A 26,634-nucleotide genomic window follows, 5' to 3' on the forward strand; every position below is an offset into this window, starting at 1 on the left:
GCTATGTATGAGAATCTGATTTTAATCTTAGATGCGACCCTGAGAGTCTCGACCCCGCTGATTCTAGCGGCATTGGCAGGCCTATTCTCGGAGCGTTCTGGCATAGTGAACATCGCGCTGGAAGGCAAGATGCTGTCGGCGGCGTTTGCCGCCGCCGCGGCCGCTTCGGTAACTGGCTCTGTTTGGCTCGGCTTGCTCGCCGGCATCGGCATTTCGGTGTCTCTGTCGTTACTCCATGGCTTTGCCACAATCACCCACAGAGGCGATCAGATCGTCTCAGGTGTGGCGATTAATATGCTAGCCGTAGGTCTGACCGTAACGCTGGGACGCTTTTGGTTTGGTCTGGGCGGGCAGACTCCTGCTCTGTCTGACAGTGAGCGCTTTACTTCTATCACGCTGCCAGGAGCCGATGCGATTGCGGATGTTCCTGTCATTGGTCTGCTCTATAGTGAACTTATCTCTGGCCATAACATCTTGGTCTACCTGGCGCTGGCCATGGTGCCTACTGTCTGGTGGATAGTGTTTCGAACCCGTTTTGGATTACGTCTGCGCGCGGCGGGTGAAAACCCCCATGCGGTGGATACCGCGGGTATCTCGGTGGCCTGGATCCGCTATCGCGCCTTGATCTGTGCAGGCATATTGTGCGGTATTGCAGGTGCCTACCTGTCTACCGCGCACAGTGCCGGCTTCGTGGCGAACATGAGTGCCGGTAAGGGCTTCATCGCCTTGGCCGCGTTGATCTTCGGTAAGTGGAGGCCTGTGCCGGTATTGTTTGGTTGTCTGCTGTTTGGCTTCCTCGATGCAGTGGCGATTCGTCTGCAGGGTATCGAGTTGCCGGTAGTGGGTGTCATTCCGGTACAGGCAATCGAAGTCTTACCCTACATCCTGACAGTACTCCTGCTTGCCGGTTTTATTGGCCGCGCTGTCGGACCTAAGTCGATCGGTGTACCGTATGTGAAGACGCGTTAATCCTGCAGTGCATTCGCTACTCGATAGCGAGTGCACTGGTTAACTGCTTCAATGTAAAAAGTCGGCTATCAAGCCGACTTTTTCGTTTGATATGTATCGTATAGAGATAAGTTTTAAGCGGTAAGCGGTAATTTCAAGATAGCGCGAAGGGAGCTGCGAGTAACAAGTTCAGGCAAAGACAGAGCTGGATTCCGGCTAACAAGATGCCGGAATGACGTGTGATGATATGATATGCCTCGTTCTTAGCCCGTACATTCGCGGCTAAAGCCGCTCCTACATAAGAGCCTCGCACCTAGAACCATTAATCCACCCAGTGCAGTACATCTCTGATAATAGACCAGCGTGGTTTAATTTCTGTTGCCCCTTGGCCGAGCATCCAATAGTTGTAGATCCGTTCCTGATGGCCATCGACTTTACCCAGTTTCTGCCAGTTATTGACGTAATTCAGCAAGGCTTGGTTACTCTGAGCTTGAGGCATTTGTGGAACAGGGCAGCGGTCAAAATGGTCAGCGCAAATAGATTCATTACCGCGGCAATGGAGTTAAATTTTCCGGTAATAAAGCCTGACATCACGAACAGCTGGAACAGATCAGACGGCAGATGTACCAGATCTAACATGAAAGGAATCGCCACATACACACTGCCAAACAGGGATAACAGGCCACTGATAGACCGCGAGGGTATCGCACTTAAATCTACCGGCGTACCATTAAACCAGCCTGCGAAGTATACAAATAAGATGGCAGTCAGCAGCCAGAGCAGTAACATTATCATGCCGGCTCGGCTAAATATGAGTGTCGCGGTGCTCTTTTGTAGCTTGCCGATACCACCTATCAGCGAGACTAAAATATAGGGTAAAACCGTCATCTGCATCAGCAAGATAACCGCATTACCTATGGTGCTGAGCCAGCCTACAGATTCACCGAAAAAAAGCCCCACGCCGAAGCCAAGGAACATAGCGATCAACATCTGAGTTGAGCTGGTGATAGAAAGTATTTTTTAACCACGAATGACATCCATATACAAAACTGCCAGAGATGCTCGTTGATTCCAGTTTGTTGAAAATACGAGCGCAACAGAATGAGAATTTAACATTAACACCAAGAATTAGTTCAATATTCTAACATGTGTTCGATTGAATTTTCTTGTAAATGAGAGACTACTTTTTCGAGAGTTGCTCGACGGTTAAATCGATAAATGCCCTCACTTTAGGTGACAGATGTTTGCGACTGGGATACACCACAAACACATCAATTTCAGGGGCGGGGAGGTCTTCAAACAGGATCTCCAGCTTTCCTGATTTGATCTCTTCCTCCATATAAAACATAGGTAGTCGGCAGATCCCTAAGTCATCTAGAACCAAGGCTAGCTCCATTTCGGCGCTGTTACAGACTAATTTTTGCCTAACCTCTACGGAGTAAGGTTTGCCTTCTTTATCATTAAATTGCCATTTGTTCGGTGATTTAAGATTGCTGTAACAGAAGCAGTTATGACGGCTTAATTCTTGTGGGTGGTGGGGGCGACCATGTTTAGACAGGTATCCCGGACTGGCGACAATATAACCTTTACAGCTAAATATCTTACGGCAGATGAGGCTTGATTCCTCAAGCTGCAACGAGGCACGTATGGCCAGATCGTAACCTTCTGCTACAACGTCAACTTTTCGATCATTGAGGTCTAGATCTAAGGAGACATTGGGATAGAGGCGCATATATTCGGCTAAGATGGGCTGCAGGTAGTTATTGCCAAATCCGACTGGAGTGCTAAGTCTTAGGATGCCTTTAGGCGCAAGCTCGTGCAGAGTCAGCATGTTCACCGCTTGCTCTGCATCGGCGACTAACTGCTGGCACTCTTGATAGTATGCCTTTCCTTCAGGTGTCAGAGCTATGGAGCGCGTGGTGCGATTGAGTAAACGCACGCCAAGCCGCTCTTCGAGCTTATTGACTTCCTTACTGATATAAGACGTTGAATGACCCATCAGCTCGGCTGCCGCCGAAAAACCACCGGTTTTCACCACCTGAGTGAATACCATGACACCATCAAAAAGCTTATTCATAGTCATATGGAAATAGTCTTTATCAATTAAGGTTATTAATCTCGAATAACTATCAATATACACTTATCACTATTCAATGTAACAAGCTTTGTAATAAGCAGTTGTAACAAACAAATGCTACCTAGCCTTGCAGATCACTACAGCTTTGAGCGGCTGGTGAAGAAAGTCAGCCCAGAGCGGTTCTAAAAAAAGCCTTGAGCCGTGTTATTAAATTAAGAACAGCCTCGAGCCAAAATAAATCAAGACAGCCCCGTGCGGCTCCTAAAATTAAAGTTAAAGAGGAATTATTATGAAAATATTAGCATTCGCAGCCAGCAACAGCTCTAAATCGATTAACAAGCAACTGGCTACGTACGCCGCATCACTAGTGGAAGGTGCCGAAGTTGAGATACTCGATATCAATGATTATGAGATGCCTATTTTTAGCCAAGACAGGGAAGAGGAGCTAGGTCAGCCTGAGCTGGCGCAGAAATTCTTTGCCAAACTGGGTGAAGCCGATGGCATCATCATCTCATTTGCCGAGCATAATGGTTCATACACCGCAGCCTATAAGAACCTGTTCGATTGGACGTCACGCATAGATATGAAGGTGTTCCAGAATAAGCCTATGGTATTGCTCGCGACTTCTCCTGGGCCTGGTGGCGCTAAATCCGTATTAGCAGCCGCCGCAGGTTCTGCACCCTATTTTGCTGCCGATGTGAAGGCGAGTCTATCTATCCCTAGCTTCTTCGACAATTTCGACATGGAAAAGGGTGAGCTTAAAAATGATGAGCTCAAGCAGGCGCTGAAAGAAGCGGTATTTAAGTTACATCAAGCGAGTGCCTAGTTCTTAGTTCCTAGAAACAAGGCCCTAGACTTTAGGGTGTCACATCAGGGCCTTGTTTCACTCTTCTTTAAAGAAGGGCTGGCCTGGTTGCCAGTCGATGTAGACGCTGTCTTTTTCTGCGCTATAGGGCGCTTTGACGAAGACAGATTTAAAGTCTTTATCGCTCTCGTTTCTGAACAGATGAGACTCACCGGGCTCGCAGCGTAGATAGTCGCCTTGCTTGATTAGCACACGTTCACCATCCACATAAACGGCACATTCACCCTCGAGTACCAAGAATGATTCTTCCTGAGTCTTATGTTTATGGCAAGGGTGAGCCTCACCTGGGGTTATCACCACAATGCCGAAGTGAACTCTTGGACCCTTGGTCAGGTATTTAGGCCCATACTCGCCGAAGCGATAGTCATGCTCTGATTCATTGGTTAAGTACATAGGGGTTCCTGTGCTGTTTATTGCTTGTTTCATCTCTCCCGGCTAAAGCCTGTCCCACAAGGGTTAAACCGTCACCCCCTCTTCGTGGGGCACATATTCATTCGACAACATCATGGTTATCGCGCTGAGCAGGTTGAATACGCCGGCTTGCAGCTGCTCGCCATTGGTTTTTTGCACTAATGTTTTTGAGCCATTCAGTGAGGCTAATGTTGGGCTTGCGGAGCAGTTGAGCTGTAGTACCTTGATGATGTTATTGCTCATGACAGGTAAGGAACCTTGGTTGACGCACAATACCCTAGGGTTTATGCCATGCTCTAAAAAGGCTTCACAGGCTTTGAGTAACATCAGGTTAGATGGGTCATCCCCAAGGCAGATAACTATGTCTAAGCCACCATAATCTATGATGGCTGTTTCGGCCGCTTCCTGGCACTTATCTAAGGTATCAAATTCAAGGTGTTCGCCAAGCTCTACAAGGTTAGCGCCAAGCGCTTCCATATGAGCCACCACGGCTTGACCTACCTGTGTTGCGGCGGAGGTGACCATGGCGACCTTGCCTAACAAGGGTTTGTCGTTTGAGCTCGGGCCTTTGTTCAGCTTGGCCTGCTCAAGCTCCCAGTATTCCACTGCGAAGATATCTGCCGGGCTCAGAGCCTGATAACCACCAAGGGCTTCGGCAGTTAATATCGCCTCGAAGGTATGACTGGTGATGTCTTCGATGATCAAGGCCTGATTGACTGTCTTGCCGAAAGAGATGGCGGCTCTACCCTGCCAAATAGCATAGTTAGGTGCGTAGTTAAGCATGGTTTGACCGCGCTGATAGCGGTCAAAATATTCAATATAGTCTTGGGCATAATCGTTGAGGTCGGCTTCGAAATCATCAAGTAAAATAGCGGGAATACGTTTAGTGCGAATGACATGGTCCGGCGTAAGCGGACCGCGACTGGCGATACTTTTAAGCTCAGGGTGTGAGGCAATATGACATGAGGACATACCGCTATTTAACAGAGCCAGATGCGCAGCGCCTTTTTGCGCCGACACCAGCTTGCGTATCTTAGCGAGTTCAACCAGATCAATATCTGTGTTCTCATTAGGGTACTCAAGGCTCTTCTCATCCGCTTCTTCCCGCTCTTCGGCGTTGATGCACAGATTTGCTTCAATAAAATTTTCGGCTTCGCTCACCAGTTTAATGGTGTTCTCGTAAGCGGTCTTGGCATCGTCGCTAAAGGTAAACAGGCCGTGGTTCATCAGCACCAAGCCTTCTATCGACTGCCAGTCGATATATTGGGTCATCTCATAGACCCGCTTAGCCAGCGCAAAGCCGGGCATCACATAAGGGATCACCAAGACCCGCTTGCCATACAACTGCTCTATAAAGGCTTCACCGCTTGAAGTGTTAGTCAGGGTCACTATTGCGTCGGTATGGGTATGATCCACAAAGGCGAAAGGGATAATGGCGTGCAGTATCGCTTCAACCGAGGGATTGGGCGCATTGGGATCTATCAAGGCGGCGCGCTGATACTTGACCATGTCGCTGTCGGTCAGTTCGGCAAGCTTGGCCATCTTCAATAACACGTCCATCTTTACCGGAGCGAAACCTGCCGCTTCTATGGTCTCTAAATCCCAGCCGCTGCCTTTTACAAAGAGTATGTCTTCACGCTCACCGAATAGGTTTTCGACTTGGGTCTTTACTGAGGTATTGCCGCCACCGTGCAGCACCAGCGCCGGTTCCTGACCTAACAGACGTGATGTATAGACTCTCAATTCGAGAGGTGTAGTGAATTGACTGGCTGTTTGGGCATGCCACAAGCTTTGCATAGAAATTCCTTTCATTTTTAGGGAAGTTTCTAGGACCTAGAATCTAGACGCTAGGTAATTAACTTAAAACTTAGCACTTATTGTTTAACACTTCCCTAAGTTTTTAACGTCCCGTGAGGCCGTTTTGATGCATCAGGCGGGTATGAGTAATGCCGATATTTTAAAATCAGCCAGGGTCAAGGGCGCGGATTTGATTGGCATGTCAGACAAGTTAGGCACATTGGAAGTGGGTAAGTACGCCGATATTATCGCGACAGATACTCGCCCGCTAAAAGAGATTGAAGCCTTATTAGATGTGGATTTTGTGATGAAAGGCGGCAAGGTTTATAAGAATAAATAAGTGACGAGTTCCTAGGTTCTAGAATCAATAATCTAGATCCTAGGAACTATAATCTAGGGCCTTATTTAATAATAAAGCTGCCCTGCATGATTGCCCAGTGGCCTGGGAATGAGCAGAAGAATTTGTAGGCTTCAGAAGCACTCATGCCTTCGGTGCTGAAGGTGATGCTGCTTGAGCTACCGCCGCCAACGACATCGGTATGAGCGATAACACGAGTGTCGCCGTCTTTAACATAGTTTTTATCTACGCCTGCGCCCATGCCGTCGTTGGCTACCGCTTGCATGTCTGCAGCCTTGGTTAGCACCCAGTTGTGGCCCATGGCAGCTTTTGGTAGCTGACCTGAATGAGTCAGTGTCAGTGTGACCTCTTTACAGCTTGCTGGGACACTGAGTTCTTTGGTGTCGTACTGCATAGCGTCGTTAGCGCTGATGATTAATTCACATTCATTGGCATGGGCCATAGCACTAGACGACATACCGAATAGTGCACTGAAACCGAGTAAACCCACTGCGCTTATCGTCTTAAGACGATGTATTGAGATTTTCATTTGAAATCCTTTTTTTGATTCTTAGTGTATTGATACCAAGCTATCATAATGAAAATTAATGTTAATGAGAATTGTTATTGATTTTGTATAATGGGCATTTAGTGACATATCAGCCATGTTCCTTAATCTGAATAAGGCTAATTTCAATATATATTAATGACTTGTATAGTTATTTTATGCCATTGCGGTGGTTATAGATGTCACGTTAGGTACTATGATTTTTTTCAACTGTGCTGGCATTAGGTTTGTTTATACCGACGATTGCCATCTGTGCACGTCGCTTACATGATGCTGGGCGTTCTGGCTGGTGGCAGCTAATCGGTTTAATACCACTTATTGGTGCTATCGTTTTGTTGGTTTTCTATGTGCTGGACAGCATAGGAGAAAATGAATACGGTGCGAATCCAAAGGCTGTAGAAGCTTAATCGATTTGTAAATTGCGTGAGGGAGGATGAAATACTTATCCTTCCTTACCACTTACCACTTACCACTTACCACTTACCACTCAAGGCTGTTTACCTCTTATAACTTTCGATTTAACACTTCTCCTTTCTCGTCGATTTTCTCCAGATACAGAAAAAGAGCTGCGCGGCCCCTTTCCAAAATATTACCTATCAGCCTAAGTAGAGTGGCCCCGTGCTTAGATTTCTTATAAACCCACTGCTCTAGGCTTTTACTGCTGATTTGTCGAATACGCCTGTGGGTGATGACTTAATCACTTTAATGTTAGACACCATTCCAGACTTGTTGATATCAAACTTAAGCTGAACATAGCCATTTTGATTGGCTTTAACTGCGGCTGCTGGGTATTTTGGCTCAACATGTGTCAGTGGGTGAACACTGTGTGCTTGGCTCTTAGTCACCTTGGTCGATTCTTTCGACGAGGCTTAATGCTCCCTTGTTGATTGAGTATCAAGCTTGCGAATCCTAAGTCTAGTGTCATGGCTATTATGGTTAAAGTGCTCTTTCCATGTTGTTTTTTCATTTTGTTAGACTTCTTATTAGGGACTACTGATGAAGCAAGGGTTTATAATGTGTGATCTGCTCCACAAACCTGTTTGCTTAAAAATGATACACATTAGAATTGTTCAATGATCAGACGGCTTAGCTATTGTCTTAAAGTCGGTGATAATGATGGTTAAGTGAGTTTTATTATTTCTTCTCAGCGCTGTCAGTAACACTTTTGTAACAAGAGTCTGTCTCAGGAGAGTGATTAATGTTGAAGAAGGTGAATCGCCTGGATTATTTCACTTTGATGGTGTTGATTGGCTTAGTCGAGTTAAAAAATGGCTCTGCCGTCGCCACTAGGCTACACACCACCCAGTCTAAGGTGAGCAGGGCACTGAACTGTTTACGTGAAGTCTTAGATGATGAGCTTTTTATCCGTCAAAAATATGGGTTTGAACCTAATTCCATTGCGCTTCGTATCTACCCCATGGCGCAATCCATTCTCGAGCAATACGACAAGATGATCTTGACTACAAGTAATACCATAGTGGCACCCTATCAGCTGACGGTGGCCGCCCATGAACAGTGGTCTATGATGGTGCTCAATTGCGTGACTAATTCATGCAGCTGTGTCGAGGGCGGGGTCAATGTTAATGTGTTGCCCTGGTCCGATACCGTGAGTGAGCAACTGTGTCAGGGAAAAATTGATTGCAGTATTTCCATCGAACCCATCAGACATGAGATGGTTGATGATGTGAATATCGGCGATATTACCCATTTCTTCTTAGTCGCCAGAGTAGGCCATCCCATTCTTACCTCGGCCGCTCCCCTGACGGATATCTTTGACTATAAAATTGGTCTGGTTAATTCCAATTGGCACCATAATCATCCACATCGAATCGAAGAGTATGCCCATGAACAGGGAATTAAGATTTGTGTTGCGCTTAAGAGCCCGAGCCTGCGTATGGTCATCGATCATGCCAGTAAATCTGACGATGTCTGCGTGCTGTGCTCCGCCGTGTCCTATGAGTATTTTGAAGGACGAGAAGATGTTGGTTTTGTCGATGTATCGGCACAATGGCGAGATTCGATAGAGCTGCAGCCCGAGAGTTATTTCTTACACTGTCACCGCTCGGTGACCCCCTTGTTGGCACAATGTATGGCGAGACTACTTAGGGAAAAGCTAATTGAAATTCAACGCCACTATGATAATTCAAAGGGGGAGGTCCCCCGTCCGCTGGATCTGGCATAAATTCCAATTTTAAAAAAATGGAGTTTATTCATCCTATGGTTAATGAATACTGCGGTTGACGATATGGCCGACGGTGTCAACCAACCAGGATATATTTGACGATAATGGCCCTTTTTTAGTGACTAAATATAGGGTTGGACTGTTAATTGACCGGTAGAGCCGTTCGGTTTCTACCTCTGATAATCGACAAACATGTAAGTTAGGCATTTGATGACTCTGATCATAGATCTTGCTATAGGGCAGCAGTGCGACGGCATCGGTATCGGTTATATGTTGCTTGAGTGCCTCAATATTGAAATTATGATTAATCAGATCCCCATTCTTTAGCTGATATGCAAGCTGATGTTGGCTGCAGTAAAGTAAAAATGGATCCGATGTAGCTTGTTCGGGTTTGCCTAAAATGCTCACATAAGGATATTGAGCGATGGACTCTAAGGTGATCTCCTGTTTTAACAGCGGATGGTGTAGATCGCACACCAGATAGAGGTGAGATAGCCGTTTTAGTGCAACGACATCGACAAGGTTATCGATCTGTTTTAGATATTCATGGTTAGACTCGCTGATTAATCCGATATCGATTCGATGCTCACTAATATCTGTGATTAGCTTGTCCGAATTGGGGCTGATAGTGAACTTAAGAGCTAAGTGACTCTCCTTGATGGCATTCTTCAATAGTTGCGGAAATTGATCAACGATAAGATCGCTGACATGAATGGTGATAGGTGATTCTGCAGAACCGCTATCGTCGACATGAATTTGGTACAGGTGCTCAGAGCATTGCACTATCTCTTTAGCGATAGGGTAGAGTTGCTTGGCAAATTCGTTGGGAATGAAGCCGTGTTTTTTGCGGATAAAAAGTGGGTTATTAAAAATAACTCTGGAATGCTGTAGGCAACGACTTATTTTAGGTGCAGAAATATTCATCTTTTTAGCCACTAATGTGGCCGAATGATGTTCATATAAATTAACCAGAATATTAATGCTGAGTAGATCTAAAGTATCAAGTTTTAGATTTCGCATTCTTAACCCCCCACTACGAAACACACTTGCAAAACTGACAATATATTAATTTAATAATTAATATATACCCTTTATTAAATAAGTGACAACAAAATTATTAAAATAAAATAATGATTTTCACGCTCTATCATCACACTTGTGTGTTAGCTTATATCGCTGTATTAATTACTATTTATTTTTCCTGTGTTAGATATGCAATATGTGGAATTTTAATATTTAACTGCTGATAATCTGCAATAGATAATATCTTTACTTGATAATATGATCATGGTTTTATTTTTGTTATTAAGAAATTAAAGTAATTGCATATGTTTTTATTTGAGAGCAATACTTAATTGCAAACTAAATATAAATAGATTTTCTGGAGGTTTATCATGAATGCCACCGTCATACTCAGTTATACATTTATGTATTTTGTCCTGTTTGTTATCGTTCCATTCGTTATCGTGACGTTTGTGATGACTTGCATTAAGTTTTTCCAAACAAGCGACGTTCAAAAGGCTGCTACGGAAGTCAGCGTTAAGCCACACCTGCTCGATATGCAGTCCATGCAATTTTTGAAGACATTAAAAACCATAGCCAAAGGCCGTTACGATGTGCTCTATGATGCCTCTCTAGTGAATGTGGTTGATATTGATCAAGCAGTTAAGAATCATGAAGAGGTGCAGGAATATATGGAGCATTGTCATCTCGACTATGTGGTGGTGGATAATGAGTCATCATCAGTCAAGTTAGTGATGACCAATCCTGAAGATAGCACCAGCGATCAAGTCGAGTTTATCGAGAAGTGTCTGGCATACACAGGAATACAATTGATCAAGTTAGATAAAGATAAACACTGTGATGAAGCGCTCATCAGAAACGCGCTTGCTGCCTAGCCTATAGTGGTGCCGAACAACCCCGTTTGGTGCCACATTCCACCGAGATTTTAGCATTCATCTATCGATGTAAGGACGAGTCATGTGCAGATTATCCCGTTTTTGGCTGCTGTTGCCATCATTCATCTGCTTAGTCATGGTGGGAGCGAGTAGTCCCGTTCATGCACAGTCAACTGAGTCTTTGGCTATAAATCAAAATTCTTGCATGAAATGCCATAAACGTAACGGCGCCATGTTGGGGCTGCATGGCAATAGCGCACTTGCAATTCAATGTCAGTATTGCCATGGGCAGAGAGGCAAACATCCTAAGAAGGGGTCGAACATACGACGCTTTTCGAGCGATAGCACGACTTCGGTGACTGAACAATCGGGAGCCTGTCTCGAGTGTCATGATCATGAAACCTTAGCCATGGCTGATTGGACTCACAATGTCCATGCCGACAGGGTCAATTGTGCCAGTTGCCACCAGTTGCATGTGGAATACGATCCAATCATCAGGATTTCGGCGAAAGAGCGTAGCCAACTCTGCCGCGGGTGTCACCTCGATAAATAATGGGAGTATCAATTATGGATATTTCAAAAAGACATTTTCTTACCAGTTGCGGCACCTTGCTCGCGGGGATCTCAATTTACACGGTGGCGAAAGAGCTTGCACAAACTGAGGCGGAGCTTGGAGTCGACCAAACTCAAACAATCAAGTATGCCATGGTACATGATGAAAATCTCTGCATCGGCTGTAATGCTTGTGAGCAAGCCTGTCGAGAGGTGAATGATGTGCCTGTGGGAGTATCTAGGGTCGTGATCAAACGCACAGGTCCATTTGGCGAGTACCCGGATCAGAGTTACCGTTTCAGTCGTCTGTCTTGCCAGCATTGTGAAAACGCACCCTGCGTGACTGTGTGTCCCACGGGAGCCGCCTACATAGACTCAGAGACTGGGATTGTCGGTGTTAATGCTGATATGTGTGTCGGTTGCCAGTATTGCATTGCGGCTTGTCCCTATCAGGTAAGATTCATTAACCCTGTGACTAAAGCGGCCGATAAGTGTGATTTCTGTAAAGAGACTCGGCTGAAACAGGGTAAGCAACCGGCTTGTGTCGAGGCATGTCCGACTCATGCCCTGGTATTTGGCAATATAAGAGACCCGGACTCTGAGTTAGTCAAGACGTTAAAAACGAAACCAACGTATCGAGCTAAAATGGATTTAGGTACCCGGCCTAAGTTGTTCCATGTATCGACTATTAATAGGGAGATAGTGTTATGAGTGCATTTCATTTCGAAGGGTTAGTCTGGCATTGGCCTATCGCTATCTATCTTTTTCTGGCTGGTTTGTCGGCTGGGGCGGTATTTTTCGGCATCTTGTTGAAACATTTTAAGTTAGGTAAAAAAGCCTATCAGTCTCGATTTATTCAAGCCGCCGCCCTGATAGCACCCGTTACGGTTTGTGCCGGGCTAGGTATTTTAGTTCTCGACCTTACCAAGCCTTGGGATTTTTGGAAGATCTTGGTGTTTTATAACTCGACTTCGGTGATGTCTATGGGCGTGCTGATATTGATGGCCTATCAGGTGATGTTGTTTGCCTGGATAGGCGCCGTGTTCAGTGCGCCTGTTATTCAGTGGTGTGACGGGCGCTGGGGTCTACTCAAAAAGGGCTTGATTAAATTACAGCAATGGGAAGATGTGATCACTGGGATACTCGTCATATTATCGCTATCATTAGGCGCTTATACCGGATTCTTGCTGTCGGCCTTAATCGGATTCCCTCTGCTCAATAACCCTGTGTTGCCTGTCTTGTTCCTTATCTCGGGTCTCTCCTCCGGCGCTGCAGCTACCTTGCTGGTTGGTGTATTGCTCAAGGGTGATCCGAATGGGGTAGAGGTGCGTTTTATCCACGGGATCGAGATCCCCATGATATTAATTGAGATGGCGGTACTCTTTACCTTCTTCGCCGGCCTTATCTTATCGGGTGGGCAAAGCCAGGTCGCGGCGTTTAATGCGCTGGGTGAAGGTTTCTGGGGCTGGATATTCTGGGCCGGAGTGGTTGGCTTAGGTTTGACCCTGCCACTGGCGTTTAATTTATGGATGAAGGTCTCTGCCGATAGAAAATTTGCCTATGTCGCCGTGACGGCCTGCTTTAGTTTAGTGGGAGTGTTATTGCTGCGTAATTTTATTCTCTACACCGGACAGATGACGGCGACTTAATCGTTCGAAATCCGTTGGCAAATCGTTTCATCTTTGTGGGAGCGGTGGATTAATTTTTTCAGGGGAGTTTATCTTGCCAAACATTAGACATTTATACGTATAGACGTCTATAATGCGGCCAATCGTGATCCAGTTGTTAATCTGGAGACGTTTTTAAGCAAATCAATAACAAGATTTATGCTGTCAATCTTTTGTGGTGCCTGATCTGTCTTCTTGGGGCGATGCTATTTTTTGTGCAAACGCCTTGGGTGAGAGAGTGAAAGGATAATCGGGAAGCCTGTGAAAATCTGGCACTGCCCCCGCAACGGTGAAGGTGAAAGTGAGATGCACAGGTCTATTACAAGTCGAATAGACCCTTGTTGATAAAAATCTCTACTTGCTCGGGAAAAGGTCTGTTGATCTTACCTAATAACCTAAGTCCGGAGACCGGCCCATTAGATGATTTTGAGATTTCGGCGGGCAGATCTCAAGATGCGGCTTTCGGTCAACAGCATAAAGCTGAACTGCCTAATGATGTCGTGACATTTTTGCCCCGTTTTCCTTTTAGGAGTTAAAGGTAAAATGGGTACTTTCTCATTTAATGAGTCAAACAAACTTTCAAAAATAGCCATTCTAGTCAGCAGTGTACTTACTCTGTCAGTTGTCTCATCGAACACTATGGCGACTGAAGTCGCTAATACTGGTGAAAGCCAGGTAAATAGTGTCGATGAAGTGATCACTGTGATTGGCCGCAGCGTAAACACCCCTCTGAATATCGCGGCAAACGTGAACATTATCGATTCAGCTCAGATAGAGATGAGCGGCGCGACCACGCTAACCCAAGTGTTACGTGGCCAGAGTGGCATTCAAATTTCAGATTCAAACTCAGGCGCAGTTTTTTCGATGCGTGGCTTCTCAGCTAGCCAAGCTGCGAACAATACACTGATCTTGGTCGATGGTCGCCGTCTTAATAATATCGATATTGCGGCGCCTAGCATCAATGCGATCCCACTCAATCAAATCGAGCGCGTGGAGATCTTATCTGGCAGCGCAGGTGTACTTTATGGCGATCAGGCTGTCGGTGGTGTGATTAACATCATCACAAAGGCTCCTACGGGCACAGGTGGAAGTATTCAGTTGTCTGGCGGCAGTTTCAACACTTATGAAGGCAAGGCCGATGTGTCTGGTGCGATTAACGATACCTGGCGCTACTATGCGGCGGCAAGTTATAACCAAGGTGATAATTACCGCGACCATAATGCCAATAAGACATCATCAGTTTTAGCTCGCCTGCAGTATCAAACAGATTCAGATAACTTCTTCATCGAGACCAGTTACTACGATAACGATCGTGAAATGGCGGGTTCACTGAATGAAGATCAAATTAAGGAAGATCCAACACAAGCTAACCCGTCTAACTCTGATGATTATCAACATGAGATGACCACGGCTATTCGCAGTGGTTACCAACACCAGTTAAATGATGCCTGGTCTCTGGGCGCCGATATCAATTATACCGACAGTAAAGTTAACAGTATCAGCTGGGGAAAACCAGGCACCAACAAGCGCTCATTTCTTGAATTTACGCCTAAAGCCGTTGCGAATATTGCCACGGAAAAGGGCGACTTGAGTATTGTCACCGGTATCGATTTGAGCCGTGGTGAGTCTGAGTTCGATTTAGCTTTTACACAAAGAAGCAATGTGCAGAAGGTGGCTAGTGCCTATGTTCAGGCGAGTGTACCGTTAACTCAAAGCCTAAGTTATGTGGTGGGTGGTCGTTACTCCGAAGCGAAGGATGATCTTGTTGATGGCTCTGTGTATCCAGAAGGAATAGAGCTAGATCAAGATGCCCATGCCTTCGAGCTAGGCTTGAATTATCGTCCAACAGCGACACATAGACTTTATGTTCGCGTTGATGATAACTTCCGTTTCGCTAAAGTCGATGAGCAAGCTTATACCTCTCCTGGCGTGGTCGGTCTTAACCCGCAGACGGGCCGTTCATATGAAGCCGGTTGGGACTGGACACCTAAGTCACACACATTACGTTTGAGTGCTTATCGCTTAGATCTTGAAGATGAGATTGTATTTGACTCGAGTGCTGAGACCCCTATTGGTGGCGGTTTTCCTGGTGCCAACGTCAACGCCGATGCGTCACGTCGTTACGGTGTGAGTGCCGATTGGGACTGGCAGCTGACCGATAAGGTACAACTGGGCGCCGAGTATAACTATATCGATGCTGAATTTACCGCAGGCGTAAATGAAGGTAAGCAACTCTCTTGGGTTGCCGAGCACACTGGCCGCGGCTACTTCAGTATCGATGCCAATCAAAATTGGCAGGTGTTTACCGAAGTTGTTTATACCGGTGAACGTTTCATCGAAGGTGATAACGGCAATGTGGATCCTAAGCTAGATGCATACTGGTTGACTAACTTGGCGATTAACTACACCAAGGATGCCTGGCTTGCCAGCTTCCGTGTCGATAACTTGTTCGATGAAGAGTATGTCAGCTCAGGTTACTACAGCAGCTGGGGCAACGGTTATTACGTTGGTACTGGCCGAGCACTACGTCTAACCGGAAGTTATAGGTTTTAAAGAAGGAACTAGAACTTAGGGACGAGGACTTAGGATAGAAAGCTTAGGTTCGAGCGCCTTAGGTTTTTCTTCAAGCCAGACCTTAGGTCTGGCTTTTTTATGTGTTAAATTTGAGGTGCGGGTTATGAGATACGAACTTCGGTTTTTTCGCTGCTCGTTACTCGCGACTTTCTTTGCTCTATCTTTAACTTAAAACTTAAAACTTACCGCTCAGAACGTATGACCTGAATTAGGAGAGGGGATGAAATCAGCATTAGCCATATTGCTCTCGATAGGTTTATTTCTGCTGTCGGCTTGTTCTGGCCCTAAACTTGAACAACTTTCGGCGCGTGCCGAAATCATGGCCTTTGGTGATAGTCTTACTTATGGTAAGGGGGCGAGTGAAGGCGGTGATTATCCAGCGGTTTTGGCTGAATTAACTGGCCTCAGGGTGATCAATGCCGGAGTATCCGGAGAAACCACCACTCAGGGTCTACTTAGGTTAAAAGGCTTACTGGATCAAGGAACACCTGAGTTACTCATTTTACTCGAAGGTGGCAATGACTTTTTGCGGAACCATGATATAGCCAAGACCAAAGCTAATCTGGCGCAGATGATCGAGTTGGCTCAGGCTAAGTCGATTCCGATAGTCTTGATTGCCGTGCCTCAGAAGAGCATTTTTTTGTCATCGGCGACGCTCTATTCAGAGTTAGCTGAGACGTATGATGTTATGCTGCTAGAAGAGGTGTTAACGGACTTGCTCAACACCCGGTCGATGAAATCTGATACGATTCACCTTAATGATGCAGGTTATCTGACCTTTGGCAGATAATTACAGTTAAAGTATTCATTTAGACGAAATCAACTTGACCCAAGTGGCCTTTTTATGGGTAAATTCCCCTGATAACAATTGGTGTTGTGCCAAAATAATAAATGTAGGTTAAAACTTCCCATGACAGATCTTGAGCATAAGGTGTTCACTCAAGTACGCGCAATTATTAGTAATGAAGAGCAGGTGATTGGTCGCCGCGGAATATTGATCCCATTAAAGAAGGCGATCATCGCCGATGGTGATATCCGCAATGTCATCGATATTGTCTCTTCAGATCCCGCTTTAGCAGCTCATATGCTTTGGCGCAGCAATGCGGCGATTAGCGGTGCAGGTGTTACCACTAAGAACCGCTCGTTGAAAGATGCCCTAATTCGATTAGGGCAGGTGAACATATATCGTTATGCCTTTACCTTCTATCTGAAAGAGCGTCTCGATGAATTGCCTCAGCCATATAAGAAATTAGTGCATGGCTATTGGTCATTGACCGAAAGTATCGCTGCCGATGCCGTCGATAGTTTGCATCATATGGAAGGGGTTGATATCAGCCCGGATGAAGTGCAGACCTTAGCCTTGTTTAGTGTATTCGGTGAGATTATTGCCTTGACGGCATTTGCCTTCTTAAATGCCGAGTCGCAAGAGTCGTTTCCTCTGAGTATCATCAAGTCGCTTATCGATAACCAGAAGCAGGCCTTGACCATAGAAGCGTTTGAATCTTTGGGCTTAGATGAAGAGCTTAAAGATGAGTTTATGGTCGCCCATAACCTGCGTCAGACTCGCAATGCAAATTCGCCAGGCCTAGTGCTCAGACGCGTGCTTTCGATGAGAAATCAGCTGATTAAGCCGTTATAGAAGAAATTCTAAGTTGTAAGCTTAAAGCTGTAAGTAAAAGAAAAGCTAGAGTCTAATTTTAGAGTCTAGCTTTTTTAGTTTCTGAAGTTAGATTTTACTTACCACTTACCACTCGTTTTTAATTCAACTTATGTTGTTGCGCTAGTCCTTCTTTGGCGACTAACTTTAACCACTGCTGCGCCACTCGTGCGCTAGCGCTATCTTTGCGATATGCCCCAAACAATGGGCGTTTCAATCCCTCTGGCCCTAGTTTGATTGCGGTTAAGTTCAAGCCATAAGACTCGCTGATTGACCAAGTTGGCAGGGCTGACACACCATCTTTGCAGGCGATCCTTTGCAGTAGCATCATGGTGAGATCGCAGCTGATCTGCTCACCAGCTTCCACTCCTGCGGGCTCCAGAAAATGACGGTACAGATCCAGACGTTGCAGTGGCACAGGATAGCTGATGATGGCAAGTTTCTCGAGTTGCTTAGGCGTCACATATTCCAACTTGGCCAGAGGGTGATCCTTGGCGACAACCAGCTGAACTTCAAAATCGAACAGATGCTGATAGGCAATGGATTGTCCCGGAACAGGATCGGATGTGAGTACCACATCGAGTTCGCCAATCTCCAGTGCATTGAGTGAATCAAATAGGTGTCGGCTGGAAAGGTCCAAATTCACATTTGGATATGCCGTCCTAAACTGCTCCATCACTGGCATCAACCATCGAAAGCAGCTATGGCATTCGATGCCTACCGCAAGCTGATTAAGTTCGTCATTGAGCCCTTGCTTGAGGTCATATTCGGTTTCGATGACCTTAGGTAAGATCTCTTCGGCCAGATTGAGTAGCCTAGCGCCCTCTTGCGTAAAAGAGAGGGGCTTACTCTTTCTGATAAAAATTGATGAGTTAATCCGGGTCTCTAACTCTTTTATCTGATGAGAAAGTGCTGATTGAGTGACGAAGCGTTTTTTGGCTGCACCAGCGAGACTTCCCGTTTCTTTTAAGGCTACTAGTGTTCGTAAGTGTCTAAGCTCAATCATATTGTCCCTACTTTATCTCAACATGAATTTTGCTCATGTTGCGCTTGAAATCAATTCGTTTGTCAGAAGGTAGACTATCACAATAAACTTCTAGACGTCCAGACGCCCAAATGTGTTTTTACATCGAAAGATGTTACATCATCAGGAGTCACTGATAAGACTCTGGCGCGTTTACTCTGAATTCTGCTCATATTAAAGCAAAAGGTATACAATATGCAAACTTCGAAAGAGATACAGATAGCTAACCTAGGGTTTCCAAGAATTGGTCGTCAACGTGAGTTGAAGTTTGCTCAAGAGAAATATTGGCGTGGTGAGACCAGTCAGGCTGAGCTAAAACAAGTGGCTAAGGAGTTACGTCGTACTCATTGGGAGTGGCAGGCACAGGCCGGAGTTTCTTTGTTGCCCGTTGGCGATTTCGCCTTCTATGATCAGGTGCTGACGCTGAGTGCGACATTGAATGCCATTCCTGAGCGTCACAGAAACCAAGATGATGCTCATGTTGATCTCGATACCTTGTTTCGAGTCGCACGAGGCCGTGCACCATCGGGTAAAGATGCCCCCGCTGGCGAAATGACTAAATATTTCAATACTAACTATCACTATATAGTGCCTGAGCTGACTGTAGACCAAGAGTTCAGTGTCGCGTATGAGCAGTTTTTTGAAGAAGTTGAAGAAGCCAAATCACTGGGCTATGCCGCCAAACCAGTACTGCTAGGCCCGGTTTCTTACCTGTTTTTATCTAAGGCTGTTGGCAGTGATTTCGATAAACTTTCACTACTGCCTAAGCTCATTAACACCTATGCAGACATCTTGGCTCGTTTCAGTGAGCAAGGCGTAGACTGGGTACAACTCGAAGAGCCTATTCTAGCCCTTGAACTTGATGCCGATTGGCAAGCCGCTATTTCTTCTGCTTATGAGGAACTGAAGTCATCTGAGGTCAAGGTATTATTGGCGAGCTACTATGGCACCATAGCTCACCATCAAGCATTGGTTTCAGCCTTGCCTGTTGCTGGTCTGCATCTGGACTTAGTCACGGCTCCCGAGCAGCTTGCTGAATTTGCGGCAAACCTACAGCCTGAGCAGGTGCTCTCTTTAGGTGTGATTAACGGTCGTAACGTATGGGCAGCAGATATTGACCTGATTGCCGAGCGCATCGCCCCTGTGGTGAACGACCTTAAGGGACGAGTGTGGATCTCTCCTTCTTGTTCACTGCTTCATAGTCCGGTGGATCTCGATGTTGAGACCGAGTTAGCTCCGGCGCTGAAGCAACAAGTCTCATTTGCAAAACAGAAGCTCTCTGAGCTGACACAACTGCATGCGCTACTTAGCGCTCCCGCGGACAGTGCCGCTAAAGTTGCAATAGACACCATAGTGGCAAGGTGTGTGGCGCGCCGAGAGGCACGTGAAGAAGCCGCTGATCAGCAAGTTATCGACAGAGTCGCCGCGCTTAAAACTGATGATTATGAGCGTGATAGCGTGTTTGCTAACCGTCAATCTATACAGCAGCAGAAGTTTAATTTACCCCTGTTACCTACGACAACCATAGGCTCGTTCCCACAGACTCCTGCTATTCGTGGCCTGCGTAGTCGCTGGCGTAAAGGTGAGATAACCCAAGAGTTTTATAATGACCAACTACGCCAGGTGACCAGAGATACGATTGAGCGTCAGCTTAAGTTAGGTATCGATGTATTGGTTCACGGTGAGGCCGAGCGTAACGACATGGTCGAGTATTTCGGCGAGCAGTTACAAGGTTTCGCCTTCACTAAGTTTGGTTGGGTGCAGAGCTATGGCTCACGCTGTGTTAAGCCGCCACTTATCTATGGTGATGTCTCACGTCCTAAGGCTATGACAGTCGAGTGGGCGCAGTACGCTCAGTCTCTGACAGACAAGCCTGTGAAAGGCATGCTAACGGGGCCGGTTACTATTTTGCATTGGTCATTTGCCCGTGAAGACATCAGCCGTGAAGCGATAGCGACTCAAATCGGTCTGGCCATTCGTGATGAAGTCGTCGACCTGCAAAATGCGGGCATAGGCATCATTCAGATAGATGAGCCAGCCTTCCGTGAAGGCTTACCTTTGAAGAAGAGTGATTGGCAAGCTTACCTTAAGTGGGCGGTTGATTCATTTAAGCTGAGTGCCGCAGGTGTCACCGACGAGACGCAGATCCACACTCACATGTGTTATAGCGAGTTCAATGAAACCATCGCAGCGATAGCGGCCATGGACGCCGATGTGATCACTATCGAGACCTCGCGTTCTCGCATGGAGTTACTCACGGCCTTCGAAGATTTCGAATACCCCAATGAGATAGGTCCAGGCGTCTACGATATTCACACTCCAAACACGCCAACGGTGGATGAGATGGTTGAGCTTATCGAGAAAGCGGCCGACAAGATTGCCGTACGTCAGCTTTGGGTAAACCCGGATTGTGGCCTGAAAACCCGTACATGGGATGAAGTAGAGCCAGCCCTTAAGAACTTAGTTCAAGCGACTAAGTTGTTGAGAAGAAGGTTGGGTTAAATAAGCCATAAGTTCAATACAGGGCAGAGAAAGCTGTAAGCGATAAGGTCAAGCTAAGGCTGAGAAGTAACGAGTTCCTAGGTTCTAGATCCTAGGAACTCGTAGCCAGCGTCGAATAGGACGAAGTCCGTCAATTCTTTAATCTAATGGCGTCAATCCCGCGTAATGTATTCCCGAAAGATGTGCCATCTCTCTGTGCCAGGTGGCTAAGTCTTCTTGGTTAAAATCACTCAAACTATGGTGGCCGCAGGCGCGGGCCATGACCTGCATTAGCTCTACCGATGCATTGAAAAAGTTGGCGAGCTGCATCGATGCCTTATCGATATTGAGTTTCTTCCTCAGTTCCGGGTTCTGTGTGGCTATGCCTGAAGGGCAGTTGTTGGTGTGACACATGCGTGCGGCCACACAACCTATAGCCTGCATGGCGCTATTAGAGATGGCGACGCCGTCTGCGCCTAAGGCCATGGCTTTGACGAAATCCATGGGGACACGTATTCCGCCGGTGATGATTAAGGTGACTTTGCCACTGGCACCTTTTTCATCTAAATATCGACGTGCGCGCTAAGGCTGGGATAGTGGGTACGCTGATATGGTCGCGGAACATCTCCGGAGCCGCACCAGCTCCGCCGCCGCCATCTAATATGATGTAATCGGCGGTGGCGTTCAGGGCAAACTGGATGTCACGTTCGATATGGTTGGCACTGAGTTTAAACCCTATGGGTACGCCGCCACTGATCTCACGTACGCGCTCGGCGAAGCGCTTAAAGTCGCATGAATTATTGAGTTCCTTAAAGGTGGGTGGTGATATGGCTGGCTGACCTTCGGGAATGCCTCTTACTTGTGAAATCTTCCCCCGATTTTTTATTCCCGGTAGGTGACCTCCTGTGCCTGTCTTTGCCCCTTGTCCGCCTTTGAAGTGAAAGGCTTGAATAGAATGTAGTAGCTCTTCACTATAGCCAAACTTGGCGCTGGCGAGTTCATAGAAGTAGCGGGAGTTTTGTGCCTGTTCCTCGGGGAGCATGCCACCTTCGCCAGAGCATATTCCTGTGCCTACGAGCTCCGCACCTATAGCCAGGGCTGTTTTAGCTTCTTCGGAAAGCGCACCAAAACTCATGTCTGATACAAACAGTGGGATCTTGAGCTTAAGCGGCTTACGGGCTTCGGGCCCTATGATCAGTTCAGTCGATACTGCCTGGTCTTCCTGTAATGGCTTAGTCGCCATCTGAGCCGTCATTATCTGGATATCATCCCAGTGAGGCAGTAGATGACGGGGAACCCCCATGGAGGTAATGGGGCCATGATGGCCAAGTTTTGACAGACCATCTCGGGAGAGTTGGTGGATAAACTCCACCGTAGGTTCCTCTAGTGTGGCATGGCGTCGGATTTGAGACCGGGTCCCTCTTTGCCTACCTGTTTGACGGTGAACTGCTTATGAGTGCCGTCACAAAAGGGGGCATTAGCCGTGTGCTTGCAGACGCAAAGATATGCATCGCCATCTTGTTCTGCGGTGAAGGCCTTAGGCTTAAATGAAGTGCCTGCATGTGAGCCATCGCAGAAGGGTTGCTGCTTAGATTGGCCGCAGGCACAGAAGTAATACTCCTGACCCTTGGTGAGTTCGACTTTCTTAGGTTTATTGTCTGCAATAATCGGCTTTGCATCAGTAGAATCTGGCTTGCTCATACCTTCTCCTTGGCTATTTTCAACTTTATTAGATGAATTAGGCTTAAGTGACTATCACGGCTCTTATTGTGATTTCACTTACTTTTATAGAAATAGTCACCTGTAATCGCGGGGATAGTAAATGTACTGTGTTTAATCAATATCCTTATAAACATAACCTAAAATATGACCATGTGTTATGCAATAGCTTGTTTTTTATTCATTTAGTGAGAATGAAAATCGATTGAGAAAATAAAAATATTTTTTATGAACTATTTTTGCCGCCTCGACTGGCTGGCTCACTAACCCCCATCATCCGCCGGTGAAGGTACGCTTGATGTTGACCAGGGAGCTAGATCCAGTCACTAAGGCTATGCCTGCGGTACTGGAAGTTAAGCTTGATGGGGACTGGAAGACCTATTGGCGTAGCCCGGGAGAGGGGGGGGTGCCCCTAGTATTAAGTGGGACAAGTCCACGAATCTACAGGACGTGGATTGGTCATGGCCGGCACCGCAGCAGTTTTCCTTGTTAGGCATGCAGACTTTTGGTTATCAAGGGGAAGTCACTTTTCCCTTGCTGCTGATCTTAGATGATATTGAAGCAGATACTCGACTGCATGGCAAGTTCACCTTGTCTTCGTGTACCACCATTTGTGTGCTCACGGATTATGAGATCAACTTGGATATCGAGCCTGGTACTCTTAAGGCCGACACCGATGCCATGTTCGCCTATAACAGGGCGGTTTCTAGTGTGCCATTGAAGGTGACAGCACAAGACGCCGACTCCGCAATCAAGCTAGGTTGGGACAGTGGCAAGTCACAGCTGGAAGTGGTGCTCGACAGCACTCACTGGCGTCAGCCTAAGCTGATCATAGATGGCGAGCCGGATACGGTCTTCAAGCTAGTGAGTGTCAACAAGAGAGAAGCAAGTGATGTCGGTGAAGTCGAGAAAATCGTCGCTATCTTCGATGCTAGCAGCTGGCTGGGTGAGCCTGAATTACTGGGTAAAAGTTTGCGTGTCACTGTGGTCGATTCCCAGCGTGCGTTGGAATACTCATCTGAGGTGAAACCAACCCAAATCATCGCCCAGGGCTCATCTCTGCTTAAAATGATGCTTATTGCCTTGATTGGTGGCTTGATACTCAATGTGATGCCCTGTGTGTTACCCGTATTGGGCATGAAGTTAAGCTCAGTGATCGCGGCGCCGGATCTTGAACGTAATCAAATTCGTCAGCAATTTATCGCCTCGGCGCTGGGGATCTTGGTCTCTTTCTGGTTACTGGCGGGCTTTATCCTGATGCTCAAGTTTACCGGACAGGCCATAGGCTGGGGACTGCGGTAGCCTTTGCCCTTGGCGCAGATACCATCAGCCTGTTGGTGATCTTCACAGCTTTGGCTTTGGGCATGGCACTACCTTGGTTGTTGGTGGCGGCGTTCCCTCAGATCGCTAACTACTTCCCTAAACCCGGTCGCTGGATGAGTGTGGTTAAGGTCATCTTCTCGGTATTACTGCTGATCACTAGCTTGTGGCTCATCAGCTTATTGAGCAATTTCCTACCTACTGGCTATCTGTTTGTCACAGCAGCTGTCTTGTTGGTGACCTTCTTCATATTTATGGCAAAAACGATTGGCTCCGCCGCAGTCGTGGCGACGTTTAGTATCACGCTTATCTTTGCCGCCATAGGCGCCTTTATGACATCAGCGCAATGGGCGAAACCCTTGCCCACAGATCTGGTGTGGACTCCATTAAACGAAGAGGTGATAGCCGAGCAAGTGGCCGAGGGTAAGACGATTTTTGTCGATGTGACTGCCGACTGGTGTATCAGCTGTAAGGCCAATAAGGTGGGGGTGATATTGCAAGATCCTGTCTATAGCCAGCTCAAGCAAGACAATCTTCTGACCATGAAAGGAGATTGGACTAAGCCATCCGAGTACATCACTAACTATTTGCAGCGGCATAACCGTTTCGGTGTGCCATTTAATGTGGTTTACGGCCCTGGGGCACCCAATGGCATCCAGTTACCTGTGATCTTATCTACACAAGGGGTGTTAGCAGCGATTGAGCGTGCATCGATAGCACCTACGGCTGCGGCCGAGCAGAGAATTAAACAATAAGCTTGTGAGTATTCGTGTGTTTTACCTAAATTAGACACAGGTTAATCAAACGCATTTATGGCTCAAGGTGAGGCAGTTAGTCATCTTGAGCCAGCCAAAGTATTAGGAATATTAAGCTGATGAGAAACTTAGGCATAGGCGGTACCCCAAGCATGATTTTTAGCGACAAGGTTATTCCAGGACTGGTGTCTTATGGTGTGCTCAAAGAGCAGCTTGAAGAAGTAATAGAGGTGAAAGGATAATGAGTGACCAAGATAAGGACAATGATAAGAATAAGCTTGATACCGTGGCGCTCACTCCTCTGAGAAGGGCCTTCGGCTGGCTTAAGCAAATCGCCCTGTTTATGCTGTTTTCCATAGTGATCACCGGAGTGATGGACATCTGGCGTGGTAAGGATATTTCAAGGGATAACCTGCCAGATATCAAAGGCATGACCTTGAGCGGGACAGATATCGATATTGATGCCTTGAGCCAAGATCAGGCGGTATTGGTGTATTTCTGGGGGATCTGGTGTCCGGTGTGTAACTTTGTCAGTCCGGCTGTGGATACCATGGCCAGCATGTACCCAGTAGTCACAGTGGCGATGAACTCGGGACCCGATGACAAGATGGTTAAATACCTTCAGCATAAGGGCTATGAGTTTGAAACTATCAACGACAGTAATAATGACATTGCCCGTGATTGGTCGGTGCAGCTGACGCCGACCTTGATGGTGTTTAAAGATGGCGAGCTGAAATACTACACCACAGGTTTTACTAGCCTACCTGGGATGTGGTGGCGCATGCTCTTGTCATAGCTGCATCATTTTTGCCTGAATTAATTAGGGGCGATATCGCTTATCTATGATGAAGCTGAGCTTGGTGCCTAACTGAGATGAGCTGTCGTCAAATTGATATTTTATATGCCCTTGTGCCACCTGATCGCCATTAATTGCAATCAGTTGATAGGTGACTAGGCCTGTTTTCTCCTGAGGGGGGAAATAGATGGTTTGGCGGCTATTAGCCTTGATGGGCTCAAAGATGATCTGGCTTGTCGGCAGGTTAAAAATAACTTGGTAAAAGCTTCTGTCAGAGTGATTTCTGACAAAAATTTGCGGCGAGAGAAAGTGATAAGCGATACCGCTTACAATGATCATCAAACAAAAAGCTAACCCTAATCTTCTTTTCATATTGCGCAATCGTGCCCTTGCTAAGTGGGTGACTCTAGTCTTTGGCAACATCAGGTTAGCTTAAATCCCCCAGCGTAGCAAAATGTTGAAAATACCCATCTTTCGACCTGACTTTGAGCGCCTACTTCTAAGGATCGCTAGAAAATACTCAGTGCTTGATGGGGATACTTATTCCTTTTATAACGGAGAGCGAAAAGCTGATTAAAATAATGGGTAAAACTATAGTGAACTTAGCGGGAAGCGGTTGAATTATCAACAGCTAAAGGAATGATGAGTCAATATTTACTAAGGTAATATTTTAGGAAGGGAGGACGTTTTACTTTGTAATAGAAACGGCTGGATTCCGGCCACAAGCATGCCGGAATGACGTATGGTTTTTTGTTTTTTGTTTTGTTGCTTGTGGTTTAGTCGTCATCCTGAACTCGTTTCAGGATTCAGCTTGAATGCTTTCTCAGTTTGCACAGTCATTCTGAAGGGGTAATACCATTCCGAGTAAGTATCTGAGCATTCAGCGGGAGTTCAAAGCGCTGTAGGCAAGGTCTATATATTGCTCCTCGGTAACAGCTCCTGCGTTACTCTACCTCCTATATCCCTATAGTCGTGCAATATAGACATTCACCACATCCATGTGGCT

General features: G+C 46.4%; 23 protein-coding genes, 4 pseudogenes and 1 riboswitch. Of the genes and pseudogenes, 16 read left to right on the forward strand and 11 right to left on the reverse strand.

All coding sequences use genetic code 11. From position 1 onward, the window contains the following. The first annotated feature begins 3 nt into the window (after positions 1–3). Complete coding sequence (locus KT99_RS00380) at positions 4–969, forward strand: ABC transporter permease (protein ID WP_005495796.1); 966 nt, start codon at positions 4–6, stop codon at positions 967–969. Between the two features lie 301 nt (positions 970–1,270). Here the strand turns inward: KT99_RS00380 and KT99_RS21860 are convergent, their stop codons facing one another. The 3 genes from KT99_RS21860 to KT99_RS00390 form a co-directional block, all read right to left on the reverse strand. Further along, complete coding sequence (locus KT99_RS21860; RefSeq protein ID WP_198401982.1) at positions 1,271–1,420, reverse strand: hypothetical protein; 150 nt, start codon at positions 1,418–1,420, stop codon at positions 1,271–1,273. Continuing rightward, the gene (locus KT99_RS00385; RefSeq protein ID WP_005495798.1) at positions 1,414–1,938 is read right to left on the reverse strand and encodes a cation:dicarboxylate symporter family transporter; all 525 of its coding nucleotides are present in this window, start codon (positions 1,936–1,938) and stop codon (positions 1,414–1,416) included. Before KT99_RS00385 ends, KT99_RS21860 begins: the two co-directional genes overlap by 7 nt. Before the next feature lie 190 nt (positions 1,939–2,128). Further along, on the reverse strand, positions 2,129–3,031 hold the full coding sequence (locus KT99_RS00390) for a LysR family transcriptional regulator (RefSeq protein ID WP_005495800.1): 903 nt from the start codon (positions 3,029–3,031) through the stop codon (positions 2,129–2,131). A gap of 283 nt (positions 3,032–3,314) precedes the next feature. Between KT99_RS00390 and KT99_RS00395 the strand changes: the two genes are divergently transcribed. Next, entirely contained in the window at positions 3,315–3,851 is a 537-nt protein-coding gene (locus KT99_RS00395) for an NADPH-dependent FMN reductase (protein ID WP_005495801.1), read from the forward strand. 57 nt (positions 3,852–3,908) lie between these two features. Here KT99_RS00395 and KT99_RS00400 read toward each other — a convergent pair whose 3' ends face one another. Further along, positions 3,909–4,316 (reverse strand): cupin domain-containing protein, encoded by a 408-nt coding sequence (locus KT99_RS00400; RefSeq protein ID WP_005495803.1) that lies wholly within the window; start codon positions 4,314–4,316, stop codon positions 3,909–3,911. 30 nt (positions 4,317–4,346) lie between these two features. After that, positions 4,347–6,098, reverse strand: coding sequence for a bifunctional aldolase/short-chain dehydrogenase (locus KT99_RS00405; protein ID WP_005495805.1), 1,752 nt, complete (start codon positions 6,096–6,098; stop codon positions 4,347–4,349). A 109-nt stretch (positions 6,099–6,207) separates the two neighbouring features. On the opposite strand from KT99_RS00405, the pseudogene KT99_RS00410 reads away from it, so the two are divergent. Continuing rightward, positions 6,208–6,438 (forward strand): annotated as a pseudogene (locus KT99_RS00410) (amidohydrolase family protein); the annotation flags it as partial. A 61-nt stretch (positions 6,439–6,499) separates the two neighbouring features. Here the strand turns inward: KT99_RS00410 and azu are convergent. Continuing rightward, positions 6,500–6,913 carry an azurin gene (gene azu / locus KT99_RS00415; RefSeq protein WP_420038525.1) on the reverse strand — a complete coding sequence of 138 codons (414 nt, stop codon included), beginning with the start codon at positions 6,911–6,913 and terminating at the stop codon, positions 6,500–6,502. A gap of 317 nt (positions 6,914–7,230) precedes the next feature. Between azu and KT99_RS00420 the strand changes: the two genes are divergently transcribed. After that, complete coding sequence (locus KT99_RS00420; RefSeq protein WP_232504214.1) at positions 7,231–7,410, forward strand: DUF805 domain-containing protein; 180 nt, start codon at positions 7,231–7,233, stop codon at positions 7,408–7,410. A gap of 240 nt (positions 7,411–7,650) precedes the next feature. Here the strand turns inward: KT99_RS00420 and KT99_RS00425 are convergent, their stop codons facing one another. Then, entirely contained in the window at positions 7,651–7,848 is a 198-nt protein-coding gene (locus KT99_RS00425) for an energy transducer TonB (protein WP_005495812.1), read from the reverse strand. Between the two features lie 353 nt (positions 7,849–8,201). Here KT99_RS00425 and KT99_RS00430 point away from each other — a divergent pair, with 353 nt between their 5' ends. Continuing rightward, complete coding sequence (locus tag KT99_RS00430) at positions 8,202–9,185, forward strand: LysR family transcriptional regulator (RefSeq protein ID WP_005495814.1); 984 nt, start codon at positions 8,202–8,204, stop codon at positions 9,183–9,185. Positions 9,186–9,224: 39 nt separating this feature from the next. On the opposite strand, the gene KT99_RS00435 is transcribed toward KT99_RS00430, so the two are convergent. Continuing rightward, positions 9,225–10,205: a LysR family transcriptional regulator gene (locus KT99_RS00435; protein ID WP_005495815.1), complete on the reverse strand. Its 981-nt coding sequence runs from the start codon at positions 10,203–10,205 to the stop codon at positions 9,225–9,227. Positions 10,206–10,579: 374 nt separating this feature from the next. Here KT99_RS00435 and KT99_RS00440 point away from each other — a divergent pair, with 374 nt between their 5' ends. From KT99_RS00440 to KT99_RS00465, 7 genes are all read left to right on the forward strand, one after another. Next, on the forward strand, positions 10,580–11,083 hold the full coding sequence (locus tag KT99_RS00440) for a DUF2726 domain-containing protein (RefSeq protein ID WP_005495817.1): 504 nt from the start codon (positions 10,580–10,582) through the stop codon (positions 11,081–11,083). A gap of 82 nt (positions 11,084–11,165) precedes the next feature. Further along, positions 11,166–11,636, forward strand: a complete 471-nt coding sequence (locus KT99_RS20290; RefSeq protein ID WP_083804790.1) for a cytochrome c3 family protein — start codon at positions 11,166–11,168, stop codon at positions 11,634–11,636. 14 nt (positions 11,637–11,650) lie between these two features. Then, positions 11,651–12,346, forward strand: a complete 696-nt coding sequence (locus KT99_RS00445) for a 4Fe-4S dicluster domain-containing protein (protein WP_005495818.1) — start codon at positions 11,651–11,653, stop codon at positions 12,344–12,346. Continuing rightward, positions 12,343–13,284 carry a cytochrome c nitrite reductase subunit NrfD gene (gene nrfD / locus KT99_RS00450; RefSeq protein ID WP_005495820.1) on the forward strand — a complete coding sequence of 314 codons (942 nt, stop codon included), beginning with the start codon at positions 12,343–12,345 and terminating at the stop codon, positions 13,282–13,284. The genes KT99_RS00445 and nrfD overlap by 4 nt, the downstream gene beginning before the upstream one ends. Positions 13,285–13,513: 229 nt before the next feature. Then, a riboswitch (cobalamin riboswitch) is annotated at positions 13,514–13,733 on the forward strand. Positions 13,734–13,845: 112 nt separating this feature from the next. After that, a complete protein-coding gene (locus KT99_RS00455) occupies positions 13,846–15,855 on the forward strand; it encodes a TonB-dependent receptor (RefSeq protein ID WP_005495823.1) in 2,010 nt (669 codons plus the stop codon). Positions 15,856–16,096: 241 nt separating this feature from the next. Beyond that, positions 16,097–16,666 (forward strand): GDSL-type esterase/lipase family protein, encoded by a 570-nt coding sequence (locus KT99_RS00460; RefSeq protein WP_005495825.1) that lies wholly within the window; start codon positions 16,097–16,099, stop codon positions 16,664–16,666. A 120-nt stretch (positions 16,667–16,786) separates the two neighbouring features. Further along, positions 16,787–17,515 carry an HDOD domain-containing protein gene (locus KT99_RS00465; RefSeq protein WP_005495826.1) on the forward strand — a complete coding sequence of 243 codons (729 nt, stop codon included), beginning with the start codon at positions 16,787–16,789 and terminating at the stop codon, positions 17,513–17,515. Between the two features lie 118 nt (positions 17,516–17,633). On the opposite strand, the gene KT99_RS00470 is transcribed toward KT99_RS00465, so the two are convergent. Then, on the reverse strand, positions 17,634–18,539 hold the full coding sequence (locus KT99_RS00470) for a LysR family transcriptional regulator (protein WP_005495827.1): 906 nt from the start codon (positions 18,537–18,539) through the stop codon (positions 17,634–17,636). A 231-nt stretch (positions 18,540–18,770) separates the two neighbouring features. Here KT99_RS00470 and metE point away from each other — a divergent pair, with 231 nt between their 5' ends. Further along, positions 18,771–21,059 (forward strand): 5-methyltetrahydropteroyltriglutamate--homocysteine S-methyltransferase, encoded by a 2,289-nt coding sequence (gene metE, locus KT99_RS00475; protein ID WP_198401983.1) that lies wholly within the window; start codon positions 18,771–18,773, stop codon positions 21,057–21,059. 138 nt (positions 21,060–21,197) lie between these two features. Here the strand turns inward: metE and KT99_RS00480 are convergent. Next, a pseudogene (locus KT99_RS00480) lies at positions 21,198–22,739 on the reverse strand (glutamate synthase-related protein). Between the two features lie 253 nt (positions 22,740–22,992). Between KT99_RS00480 and KT99_RS00485 the strand changes: the two are divergent. The 3 genes and pseudogenes from KT99_RS00485 to KT99_RS00490 all read left to right on the forward strand — a co-directional run bounded on the left by KT99_RS00485 (position 22,993) and on the right by KT99_RS00490 (position 25,628). Next, a pseudogene (locus KT99_RS00485) lies at positions 22,993–24,832 on the forward strand (protein-disulfide reductase DsbD family protein). A 107-nt stretch (positions 24,833–24,939) separates the two neighbouring features. Continuing rightward, positions 24,940–25,074: pseudogene (locus KT99_RS21460) on the forward strand (DsbA family protein); the annotation flags it as partial. A 101-nt stretch (positions 25,075–25,175) separates the two neighbouring features. Beyond that, on the forward strand, positions 25,176–25,628 hold the full coding sequence (locus KT99_RS00490; RefSeq protein ID WP_050774291.1) for a protein disulfide oxidoreductase: 453 nt from the start codon (positions 25,176–25,178) through the stop codon (positions 25,626–25,628). 24 nt (positions 25,629–25,652) lie between these two features. On the opposite strand, the gene KT99_RS00495 is transcribed toward KT99_RS00490, so the two are convergent. After that, positions 25,653–25,967: a hypothetical protein gene (locus KT99_RS00495; protein ID WP_005495840.1), complete on the reverse strand. Its 315-nt coding sequence runs from the start codon at positions 25,965–25,967 to the stop codon at positions 25,653–25,655. Between the last annotated feature and the right edge of the window lie 667 nt (positions 25,968–26,634).

The sequence above is a fragment of the Shewanella benthica KT99 genome (assembly GCF_000172075.1).
Classification (GTDB): Bacteria; Pseudomonadota; Gammaproteobacteria; order Enterobacterales; family Shewanellaceae; genus Shewanella; species Shewanella benthica_A.

What these genes read in the sequence shown, in the direction of transcription:
- KT99_RS00405 (WP_005495805.1), bottom strand. Translation starts at nt 6,098, where the DNA reads ATGCAAAGCTTGTGGCATGCCCAAACAGCCAGTCAATTCACTACACCT.
- KT99_RS00495 (WP_005495840.1), bottom strand. Translation starts at nt 25,967, where the DNA reads ATGATCATTGTAAGCGGTATCGCTTATCACTTTCTCTCGCCGCAAATT.
- KT99_RS00430 (WP_005495814.1), top strand. Translation starts at nt 8,202, where the DNA reads ATGTTGAAGAAGGTGAATCGCCTGGATTATTTCACTTTGATGGTGTTG.
- KT99_RS00385 (WP_005495798.1), bottom strand. Translation starts at nt 1,938, where the DNA reads ATGTTGATCGCTATGTTCCTTGGCTTCGGCGTGGGGCTTTTTTTCGGT.
- KT99_RS00465 (WP_005495826.1), top strand. Translation starts at nt 16,787, where the DNA reads ATGACAGATCTTGAGCATAAGGTGTTCACTCAAGTACGCGCAATTATT.
- KT99_RS00460 (WP_005495825.1), top strand. Translation starts at nt 16,097, where the DNA reads ATGAAATCAGCATTAGCCATATTGCTCTCGATAGGTTTATTTCTGCTG.
- KT99_RS00435 (WP_005495815.1), bottom strand. Translation starts at nt 10,205, where the DNA reads ATGCGAAATCTAAAACTTGATACTTTAGATCTACTCAGCATTAATATT.
- KT99_RS20290 (WP_083804790.1), top strand. Translation starts at nt 11,166, where the DNA reads ATGTGCAGATTATCCCGTTTTTGGCTGCTGTTGCCATCATTCATCTGC.
- KT99_RS00440 (WP_005495817.1), top strand. Translation starts at nt 10,580, where the DNA reads ATGAATGCCACCGTCATACTCAGTTATACATTTATGTATTTTGTCCTG.
- nrfD (WP_005495820.1), top strand. Translation starts at nt 12,343, where the DNA reads ATGAGTGCATTTCATTTCGAAGGGTTAGTCTGGCATTGGCCTATCGCT.
- KT99_RS00395 (WP_005495801.1), top strand. Translation starts at nt 3,315, where the DNA reads ATGAAAATATTAGCATTCGCAGCCAGCAACAGCTCTAAATCGATTAAC.
- KT99_RS00470 (WP_005495827.1), bottom strand. Translation starts at nt 18,539, where the DNA reads ATGATTGAGCTTAGACACTTACGAACACTAGTAGCCTTAAAAGAAACG.
- azu (WP_420038525.1), bottom strand. Translation starts at nt 6,913, where the DNA reads ATGTCGTCTAGTGCTATGGCCCATGCCAATGAATGTGAATTAATCATC.
- KT99_RS00390 (WP_005495800.1), bottom strand. Translation starts at nt 3,031, where the DNA reads ATGACTATGAATAAGCTTTTTGATGGTGTCATGGTATTCACTCAGGTG.
- KT99_RS00490 (WP_050774291.1), top strand. Translation starts at nt 25,176, where the DNA reads ATGCTGTTTTCCATAGTGATCACCGGAGTGATGGACATCTGGCGTGGT.
- KT99_RS00445 (WP_005495818.1), top strand. Translation starts at nt 11,651, where the DNA reads ATGGATATTTCAAAAAGACATTTTCTTACCAGTTGCGGCACCTTGCTC.
- KT99_RS00455 (WP_005495823.1), top strand. Translation starts at nt 13,846, where the DNA reads ATGGGTACTTTCTCATTTAATGAGTCAAACAAACTTTCAAAAATAGCC.
- KT99_RS00400 (WP_005495803.1), bottom strand. Translation starts at nt 4,316, where the DNA reads ATGAAACAAGCAATAAACAGCACAGGAACCCCTATGTACTTAACCAAT.
- KT99_RS00380 (WP_005495796.1), top strand. Translation starts at nt 4, where the DNA reads ATGTATGAGAATCTGATTTTAATCTTAGATGCGACCCTGAGAGTCTCG.